Annotated in this window: 5 protein-coding genes; all 5 read right to left on the reverse strand. The window is 52.8% G+C overall.

Translation table 11 applies throughout. The features are described from left to right. Window positions 1-157: 157 nt before the first annotated feature. On the reverse strand, window positions 158-985 hold the full coding sequence (locus tag ACTHUT_RS17520; protein ID WP_250601518.1) for an MlaA family lipoprotein: 828 nt from the start codon (window positions 983-985) through the stop codon (window positions 158-160). Continuing rightward, window positions 982-1,260 carry an STAS domain-containing protein gene (locus ACTHUT_RS17525; protein WP_036492161.1) on the reverse strand — a complete coding sequence of 93 codons (279 nt, stop codon included), beginning with the start codon at window positions 1,258-1,260 and terminating at the stop codon, window positions 982-984. Before ACTHUT_RS17525 ends, ACTHUT_RS17520 begins: the two co-directional genes overlap by 4 nt. Window positions 1,261-1,322: 62 nt before the next feature. Beyond that, a complete protein-coding gene (locus ACTHUT_RS17530) occupies window positions 1,323-1,913 on the reverse strand; it encodes an MlaC/ttg2D family ABC transporter substrate-binding protein (protein WP_036492158.1) in 591 nt (196 codons plus the stop codon). Between the two features lie 32 nt (window positions 1,914-1,945). Further along, the gene (gene mlaD, locus ACTHUT_RS17535; protein ID WP_036492156.1) at window positions 1,946-2,440 is read right to left on the reverse strand and encodes an outer membrane lipid asymmetry maintenance protein MlaD; all 495 of its coding nucleotides are present in this window, start codon (window positions 2,438-2,440) and stop codon (window positions 1,946-1,948) included. A gap of 50 nt (window positions 2,441-2,490) precedes the next feature. Beyond that, on the reverse strand, window positions 2,491-2,657 hold a 167-nt coding region (locus ACTHUT_RS17540; RefSeq protein ID WP_440419214.1), incomplete at its 5' end, for an ABC transporter permease.

The raw sequence follows: 2,657 nt of genomic DNA on the forward strand, positions 1-2,657 counted from the left end.
GAGGGGGATAAGCAGGAAGACGCTGCGGTTGACTTCGTACATGGTGTTTTCCTTGGTTTCTGTATAGTTGAATGATATAGCAAAGGTGGTGGACTGGCTATCTTTTGGGGGATAAAGGCCGTCTGAATTTCAGACGGCCTTTAATTTATGGAAACAATCAGGGATTTTCTGATGGTGTTTGATACAGGGTTTGGGGATTGGCTGTATTGGGGATTTCTGCCGGAGCGGATTGTGGTACTGCTACCGGTTCGGAAGAGGTGTTGCTGTCCACCAAGTCGTCGATGTCGATGTTGTCATCTTCACTTTGAGGGAGCGTGCCGCCGGTTTGTTGGGTGCGGACTTTCATGTAAAGGTCGCGTGTGTAGCTGTATTTGTCGATGGCTGCGCCTTCGAGGCTGTCGGTCAGGTCGAGCAGTTCTTCACGGGTGTTGATGGCCTGCAGGCCGATTGTGCCCCAGCGTCCTGCTCTGGTGTGGAAGACGGCGTTTTTAACTGGGTAGACGGTGGTAACGGCGTTGCCAATGGTATCGCGTACGGTAGATGGGCCGAACAGGGGGACAACGAAGTAGTTGCTGTTTTTCCAGCCCCATGAGGCGAAGGTGTCGCCGAGGGTATTTTTATTGCTGGGTACGCCGCCTGCACCGGCTATGTCGATTAAACCGCCAAGGCCGAAGGTGGTGTTGATGCCGACGCGGACGAGGTCTTCGCTGGCGCGTTTGACGTCAAGGCGCAGAACGTTGCTGCCGAAGCTGACGACGTCGCGCAGGTTGTTGAAGAAGTTGATCACGCCGGTACGCACCGGTTTGGGCGTTACTTTGCGATAGCCGCGTGCGACAGGGGAAAGGACGTATTTGTCTGCTTTGTCGTTGAACTTGGAAACGGTACGGTTGTAGCCTTCGTAAGGATCGGCCGGATTGCGTTCGGCAAGTGCGGGAGCGGAGGCTATGCTGATGAGGAGGCAGAGTGAAGCGGTGGTTTTTTTCATGATTGCAACCAGTCTTTGATTTCGTAAAGTTCGGCCAGTGCGCGGACGGAATCAGGAATGTTTTGAATGGTCGGTTTTTTGTCTATCCGGCGCAGAGCGTTGAGCAGCAGGGAAACGCAGGCTGAATCTGCTTTGCCTACTTGGCTGAAGTCTATGCTGTCTGTTTCTTTCAGACAGCATTGCTGTTCGTAGCGCGCAAAGGCGGAGGCAGTCAGGGTTTTGACGGTAACGTCGCCGCTGATGTAGAGCGTGCCGTTGCGGATTTCTGTTTGCATGGTGTCTTTATGATGTAAGGCACCATGCCGTCTGAACATCAGGCGGCATGGTGCGGGGTGGATTATTTACCGCCGTTTTTGGCTTTCAAGTCGGCAATCAGGCCGTCAATGCCTTTGGCTTTGATGGTTTCGCCGAATTGGTTGCGATATACGGTAACCAAGCTTGCGCCTTCTACTGCGACATTGTATGCGCGGTATTTGTTGCCGCTTTGGTAGGTGGTGAAGTCCATGTTAACCGGTTTTTGGCCGGAAACGTTGATTTCGGCGCGGACAACGATTTCTTTACCGCCTTTGTTTACGACAGGGTTATCTTTGATGTTGACCTTGGCGTTTTTGAATTTCAGCATGGTGCCGGAGTAGGTGCGGATCAGCAGGGTTTGGAACTCTTTGGTCAACGCTTGTTTTTGTGCGTCAGTCGCAGTACGCCATGGGTTGCCGACGGCCAAAGCGGTCATGCGTTGGAAGTCGAAGTAAGGGATGGCGTAGGCTTCGGCTTTTTGGCGTGCGGTGTTGGCGTCGCCGCTGTTGAGGATTTTCAGCACTTGAACGGAATTTTCACGTACTTGGTTGACTGCGTCGGCAGGAGAGGCAAAGGCCATGCTGATGCTCAATACGCCGATGCTCAATGCGCTGATGAAGGAAGTTTTTTTCATGGGAGTGTCCTGAATATTGGGTTGATATGTGTTTATTGTTTGTTTTGACCGGCAGATTCACTGTCTGCGTTTTTCTCGGCAAAGCTGGTCATGAATTTGCCGATAAGGTTTTCTAAAACCATGGCGGAGCTGGTGACGGTAATGGTGTCGCCTGCCGCCAAAGAATCGGTATCGCCGCCTTGTTGCAGGCCGATGTATTGTTCGCCCAACAAGCCTGAAGTCAGGATTTGTGCGGAAACGTCGCTGCTGAAGTGATATTGGCTGTCCAGATTGAGGGCGACTTTGGCCTGATAGGATTTAGGGTCGAGCTGAATGGAGGCAACGCGGCCCACCAGTACGCCTGCGGATTTGACCGGCGCGTTGGTTTTCAAGCCGCCGATGTCGCTGAAATCGGCATAGACGGTGTAGGTTTGAGAGGATTTGCCGAACGATTGTCCGCCGGCGGCGCGGAAGGCGAGAAAGCCGATAGCGGCCGCGCCCAGCAAGACAAACAGTCCTACCCAAAATTCCAAAGCATTTTTTTTCATGTGCTATTGTCCTTGTTTCATTCTTTTTAAGTGTCGTTTCAGACGGCCTTTTAGTCGGTAAACATCCATGCGGTCAGCATGAAGTCGACAGCGAGGATGGTCAGGGCGGAAGACACTACGGTGCGTGTACTGGCGCGCAAAATACCTTCGGAAGTCGGTACGCAGTGGAAGCCCTGATGTACGGCGATCAGCGTAACGGCTACGCCGAAAGCGGCGG

It is taken from the genome of Neisseria sp. P0022.S010 (assembly GCF_051956635.1).